7 protein-coding genes and 1 pseudogene are annotated in these 5951 nt (G+C 70.7%); 6 read left to right on the top strand and 2 right to left on the bottom strand.

What is annotated here, in order from left to right; all coding sequences use genetic code 11:
- Positions 1 to 994, bottom strand: a 994-nt coding sequence (locus AN218_RS01085; protein WP_338059586.1) for a DUF5324 family protein, incomplete at its 3' end; no start/stop codon positions are given.
- Positions 995 to 1206: 212 nt separating this feature from the next.
- Between AN218_RS01085 and AN218_RS01090 the strand changes: the two genes are divergently transcribed.
- Positions 1207 to 1734 carry a peptidylprolyl isomerase gene (locus AN218_RS01090; protein ID WP_070014540.1) on the top strand — a complete coding sequence of 176 codons (528 nt, stop codon included), beginning with the start codon at positions 1207 to 1209 and terminating at the stop codon, positions 1732 to 1734.
- A gap of 157 nt (positions 1735 to 1891) precedes the next feature.
- Positions 1892 to 2773, top strand: coding sequence for a rhomboid family intramembrane serine protease (locus AN218_RS01095; RefSeq protein ID WP_070014541.1), 882 nt, complete (start codon positions 1892 to 1894; stop codon positions 2771 to 2773).
- A gap of 348 nt (positions 2774 to 3121) precedes the next feature.
- On the opposite strand, the gene crgA is transcribed toward AN218_RS01095, so the two are convergent.
- Positions 3122 to 3382, bottom strand: coding sequence for a cell division protein CrgA (gene crgA / locus AN218_RS01100; protein WP_070014542.1), 261 nt, complete (start codon positions 3380 to 3382; stop codon positions 3122 to 3124).
- Positions 3383 to 3507: 125 nt separating this feature from the next.
- Between crgA and AN218_RS01105 the strand changes: the two genes are divergently transcribed.
- The 4 genes and pseudogenes from AN218_RS01105 to AN218_RS01115 form a co-directional block, all read left to right on the top strand.
- Entirely contained in the window at positions 3508 to 4245 is a 738-nt protein-coding gene (locus tag AN218_RS01105; protein ID WP_070014543.1) for a DUF881 domain-containing protein, read from the top strand.
- A gap of 94 nt (positions 4246 to 4339) precedes the next feature.
- A complete protein-coding gene (locus AN218_RS35905) occupies positions 4340 to 4534 on the top strand; it encodes a hypothetical protein (RefSeq protein WP_141747388.1) in 195 nt (64 codons plus the stop codon).
- Complete coding sequence (locus AN218_RS01110; RefSeq protein WP_070014544.1) at positions 4534 to 5199, top strand: aminodeoxychorismate/anthranilate synthase component II; 666 nt, start codon at positions 4534 to 4536, stop codon at positions 5197 to 5199. The genes AN218_RS35905 and AN218_RS01110 overlap by 1 nt, the downstream gene beginning before the upstream one ends.
- Positions 5200 to 5204: 5 nt before the next feature.
- Positions 5205 to 5951: pseudogene (locus tag AN218_RS01115) on the top strand (hypothetical protein); the annotation flags it as partial.

Here is a 5951-nt window from a genome sequence, read left to right on the forward strand (position 1 = left end):
GGGCGATCCGTCCGCCCGCCGGCCCACAGCCGCGCTCAGCCGGGCAGCCGCCCGGCCGTGACTCCGCGTCTGACGCGCCTAGGGTCTGTCTGACAAATCTCGTCTGGGCGGCGGCGCCTGGCACGCACGTTCGTTGCGTTGTCGATCGTCGGCGCAGCCCGCTGCGCTCTCCTCCTCCGCCTTGCGACCGCACGCACCAGACACCGCCGCCCACGCCAGACTGCGCACGACGCCCTTTGTCAGANTCGGCGCGCCTCTTCGCCTTCGCCTTCGCGTCGGCCTCCTCGGCTTCCTTGCTCTTCGCCTCGACCTCGGGGTCGAGCTGCCCGTCGCCCGCGCGCCGTTCGGCCGCGGCGGAGCCGCCGACCGACGACAGCGAAGCGCGCTCGCCGACCTCCGTGGCCTCCGGCGGCTCGACGAGCCAGTCCGGGTTGGCCTGCTTGTCCCACCAGCGCCAGGCGGCGTACGCACCGCCCGCCAGCAGACCCAGCACCCCGAGCCGCTTCGCCAGCCGGCCCCTGCGCGCTCGCTTGTCCCGCTTGCGCAGGATCTTCTCGATCTCCTTGGCCGTCACTTGACCGCGCAGGGCGGCGAAGGCGGCGGCGCCGCGCGAGGCGGCTTCCTCCCGTACCGGCCCCGAGGCGATGCGGGCGTCCTCGACCGCGCTCTCGATGCGCGGTGCGGCGTAGTCGGTGGCCTTGCGCGCGGCCTTGCGGGTGCGCTTCGCGGCCTTGGTCGCCGCCTTGTCGAACTCGGGCGGCAGCTTCTTGCGCGCCTTGGCGATACCGGGCACGACGAGCTGGTCGTATCCGTCACGAGCCGAGGTACGGGCCTGCCGCGCGGCATGCGAGACCTTCGGCCCCAGCCGCGCTCCCGCCTCGTGCGCGTACTGCACTGCGGCGTCCCTGGCACTCTCTGCGTAGGGTGCCATGGTCTCCGCTGCGTGCCGCACGCTGTCCTTGGTGCTCCCGGTCGCGGCGCGCACGCTGTCCATGCGGGTCACGGGTACCTCCTCCTCGGTGGCGTGTCACGGGCTGATGGTCCTCCCCCGGACACAGTGTCGTTTTCCACCCGTTTCGAAGATCATGCCTGGCAGCGCCCACTCAAGCCCCTGCGCGCGGGCATCCGGGTCAGCGGCGCGTGCTCCCGGGCGGACGGTCCGTGGGAGGATCGGACGGGTCAACGCAGACAGATGGAAGGTAGATCGTGGCCGAGCAGCTCTACGCCACCCTGAAGACCAATCACGGCGACATCGAGGTTCAGCTCTTCCCGAACCACGCGCCGAAGACGGTCAAGAACTTCGTCGAGCTCGCCGAGGGCTCGCGTGAGTGGACCCACCCGGAGACGGGCGAGAAGACGACCGCCAAGCTCTACGACGGCACCGTCTTCCACCGCGTCATCAGCGGTTTCATGATCCAGGGCGGTGACCCGCTCGGCAACGGCACGGGCGGCCCCGGATACGAGTTCGGGGACGAGATCCACCCCGACCTCGCCTTCACCAAGCCGTATCTGCTCGCCATGGCCAACGCCGGGCCGGGCACGAACGGTTCGCAGTTCTTCATCACCGTCGGCGCCACCGCGTGGCTGACCGGCAAGCACACGATCTTCGGCGAGGTCACGGACGCGGCGTCGCAGAAGGTCGTGGACGCCGTCGCGGGCATCCAGACCAACCCGCGCACGGACCGGCCCGTACAGGACGTCGTCCTGGAGTCGGTCACGATCGAGCGCCGCTGACGCAGCCGCCGCACACCGGGCGCCGCCGAGCCGGCCGCCCGGGGGCAGCAGCGGGAACCGTTCCGCCCCGCCCGTCCGTAGAAACAAGGAGACAGGCGGGGCGGAACGTTTCCCGGAGCCCGCACGAGAGACGGAAGAAAGAGGGGGAGGGACGGGCGTGGAGGAACAGCACCGCACGGAACCGCGCGTGACGTACTGCTACCGGCATCCGGACCGGGAGACCGGTATCAGCTGCGCCCGCTGCGATCGCCCGATATGTCCCGAGTGCATGGTTCCGGCGGCCGTCGGATTCCAGTGCCCCGAGTGCGTACGGACGGGGTCCGGCACCGGCCACGCGCCGTCGGCGAGCATGCCGCGCACGCTGGCGGGCGGAGTCATCGCCGCCGACCGGCGGCTGATCACCAAGATCCTTCTCGGCCTCAACGTCGCGGTCTTCATCGCCGTCCTGGTCGCGGGCGACCGGCTCGTGAACTCCCTGCTGCTGTTCGGACAGGCGGTCGCCCAGCCCTACGGCCCGGTCGAGGGCGTCGCCGCGGGACAGTGGTACAGGCTGCTGACCTCGATGTTCCTCCACCAGGAGGTCTGGCACGTCGCGATGAACATGCTGGGCCTGTGGTTCCTCGGCCCGCCGCTGGAGGCCGCTCTCGGACGGCTGCGCTACACCGCGCTCTATCTGCTCTCGGGACTGGGCGGCAGCGCCCTGACGTTCCTCGTCTCCGCGCCGGGGCAGGCGTCGCTCGGTGCCTCGGGCGCGATCTTCGGGCTGTTCGGTGCGACGGCCGTGCTGATGCGCCGCCTCAACTACGACATGCGGCCGATCCTGATCCTGCTCGGGATCAACCTCGTCTTCACCTTCACCTGGCAGGGCATCTCGTGGCAGGCGCACATCGGCGGTCTGGTCACCGGCGCCCTGATCGCGTACGCGATGGTGCACGCGCCGCGGGAGCACCGCAGGCTCGTCCAGTACGGCGCGTGCGCGGCGATGTTCGTGATCGTGGTCGCGATGTGTGTCGTACGGACGCTCCAGCTCACGTCCTGAGACCGCACCCCGCCCGGCCCGGCGCCGGGCCGTCTCCCGCGCCCCGCGCCCGCTCGTTCTACCCGCTCTGACCGGGGATTTCGCGCTGTTGTCCACAGCGGGTCCCGGATCTTGTGCATGGTGTGCGCAAGCACGGTCCCGACTCGTTCACAGGTACGTTTTCGCTGGACAGCAGGGGTGACCGCAACCGGGCTGGAGAACGTACCGGTACGACGGGCGTCAACTCACGCAGGGTTATCCACAGATCTTGTGAAAGTTATCCAGCCCTGTGGATCAGGCTGTGGATAACTTTGCCGCGGCAGCTCGCGAGCGCGTCTCCGCGCCGGTCCGCGGCCCCGGCGAAGACGCCTACTTCCACTGCGTGGAGACGACGAAGCCCGCCGCGATGAAGCCGAATCCGACCACGATGTTCCAGCTTCCCAGCGACTCCAGCGGGAGCTTGCTCTGGGTCACGTAGAACAGCACGATCCACGCGAGACCGATGAGGAACATCGCGAGCATCAGCGGCGCGACCCACCTGCCGCCGGTGGCCCCGAGGTTGATCTCGGTCGCCTTCTTCTCCGGGGGCGGGGTGAAGTCTTCCTTTTTGCGGATCCGTGACTTCGGCACGAGAGTCTCTCCTGTCGACGGCTTCCCTGACCGCGAGGGCCCCCCGGATCGGACACCGAGGGGGATGTGACGCTGTGGTGGTCCGTTAGCGTAGTGCTTCCCCGCGGTGGAGGGAGACGAGGGTAGTGACCGGATTCCGAATCCGTCCCGCACGGCTGGCCACCCTGGGGGTCTTCGCCCTGGCAGGCCTCATCTTCTGGATCAGTTTCAACACCGCACATGGTACCGATCTGCGGACGGACTCCTCCATGCTCCGGCTGTCCGATCTCATCCAGGAACGCAGCCGGAAGAACGCCGAACTCGACTCCTCCGCCGCCGCGGTGCGCGCCCAGGTCGACCGTCTCGCCAAGCGCGACAGCGGCAGCAGCAGCGCGGAGAACCGGAAGCTGTCGGGCCTGGAGAAGGACGCCGGCACCAAGAAGGTCTCGGGTGCGGGCCTCACCGTCACCCTCGACGACGCACCGCCCAACGCCACCGCCCAAGTCCCCGGAGTCCCCGAGCCGCAGGCCAACGACCTCGTCATCCACCAGCAGGACCTCCAGGCCGTCGTCAACGCGCTCTGGAAGGGCGGCGCCGAGGGCATCAAGATCATGGACCAGCGGCTGATCTCCACCAGCGCCGTGCGCTGCGTCGGCAACACCCTGATCCTCCAGGGCCGCGTCTACTCGCCCCCGTACAAGGTGACGGCGGTCGGCGACCGCAAGGCGCTGCAGAAGGCACTGGACAGCTCGTCCGCGATCCAGAACTACCTTCAGTACGTGGACGCGTACGACCTCGGCTGGAAGGTCGACGAACGCAAGTCCGTGAGCCTGCCCGGTTATTCGGGCACCGTCGATCTGCACTACGCGAACCCGACCGGGTGACGGGGTCCGCACAGCGGGCGTACTTGGCCGACTGGGCCACTTCCGCCTCCCGCTGCCCCGTACTCTGGAGGGCGCGCCCGCGAGGCGCGCACGGATGGCACGGAAGGGACGGCACGCAGGGATGTACGGCTGGATCTGGCGGCATCTGCCCGGCAACACATTCGTGCGGGCGCTGTGCGCGCTGGTGCTCGCGCTCGGCGTCGTGTTTCTCCTCTTTCAGTACGTCTTCCCCTGGGCGGAGCCGCTGCTGCCGTTCAACGACGTGACCGTCGACGGCGGTGGGAGCTGATGGGCGCCGCCCGCATCCTCGTCGTCGACAACTACGACAGCTTCGTCTTCAACCTGGTGCAGTACCTGTACCAGTTGGGCGCCGAGTGCGAGGTCGTACGGAACGACGAGACCGAACTGCGGCACGCGGACGAGGGGTTCGACGGAGTGCTCCTCTCTCCCGGGCCCGGCACGCCCGAACAGGCCGGTGTCTGCGTGGAGATGGTGCGGCACTGCGCGGCGGGCGGGGTGCCGGTCTTCGGCGTCTGCCTCGGCATGCAGTCGATGGCCGTCGCCTACGGCGGCGTCGTGGGCCGTGCGCCCGAGCTGCTGCACGGCAAGACCTCCGAGGTCTCGCACGAGGGCGCGGGCGTCTTCGCGGGCCTGCCCTCGCCGTTCACGGCCACGCGCTACCACTCGCTCGGTGTGGACGGCGCCGAGATGCCGGACGAGCTGGAGGTGACGGCGCGTACCGGCGGCGGTCTCGTCATGGGGCTGCGCCACCGCGAACTGCCCGTCGAGGGCGTGCAGTTCCACCCGGAGTCCGTGCTGACGGAGTGGGGTCATCTGATGCTCGCCAACTGGCTCGCCGACTGCGGCGACACGGGCGCCGTCGAGCGCGCCGCCGGGCTCTCCGGGGTGCGCGCCGTCGCCGCCGCCGGGGGCACGGCCGCGGGGGGCAGGTGACGGGGATGCCCCCCGAGGGGGAGAACGCCTACGGTCCGTACGGGGATCCGTACCAGGACGCGTACGGCGATCCGTACGGCGAGCGGGACGAGGGCGATCCGTACAGTCCCGGTGCCGCACGCGGGAGTTGGGGCACCGGACAGGGTGCGGACTTCCAGCGGGCGGTCGACGCGCTCGACGACCCGCTGAGCGATCCGCTGCCCGGACAGCGGCCGGGGCAGCGGCGGCAGGAGCAGGAGTACGGCGGAGGGCGCCGGCAGGCCGCGCCGCAGGGCTATGGCGCGCAGGGTTACGGGTCCCAGGGCTACGCATCCCAGGGGTACGGCTCCCAGGGCTACGCGGCGCCGGGATACGGCGGTGCGCAGGAGTACGGGTCCCAGGGGTACGGCTCGCAGGACCACGGCGCGGATGCGGGTGCGGGTGCGTACGACCGGCACGCACAGCAGGCACCGCAGCAGTCGCCGCAGGCGCAGGGCTGGCAGCCGGGCGGTCAGGAGGAGGTCTCGCCCTGGTTCCGTCCGCACCGGGAACCGGACGCGGCGCAGCAGGAGGGCCCGGGGGGCCCGTCCGCTCCCGCCGGGCGCCGGCACGGGCGGGACGAGGGGCACCAAGTCCCGTACGGCGGCGGGCAGTCGGGCACCTCCGCGCACTGGCAGGGACCGCAGAGCCCCGTGGACCCGGGGACGGCGTCGGGGCCGCCGGTACGCGGGCCGCAGCGCCCCGTACAGGGCTGGAACCAGGCCGGGGCACCG

Origin of the sequence: Streptomyces nanshensis, assembly GCF_001751255.1 — a bacterium.
In the GTDB taxonomy this organism is placed as follows: Bacteria; Actinomycetota; Actinomycetes; order Streptomycetales; family Streptomycetaceae; genus Streptomyces; species Streptomyces nanshensis_A.

Bases quoted from the DNA above. Each gene is read 5' to 3' on its own strand.
- AN218_RS35905 (WP_141747388.1), top strand. From the start codon at position 4,340: ATGGCACGGAAGGGACGGCACGCAGGGATGTACGGCTGGATCTGGCGG.
- AN218_RS01110 (WP_070014544.1), top strand. From the start codon at position 4,534: ATGGGCGCCGCCCGCATCCTCGTCGTCGACAACTACGACAGCTTCGTC.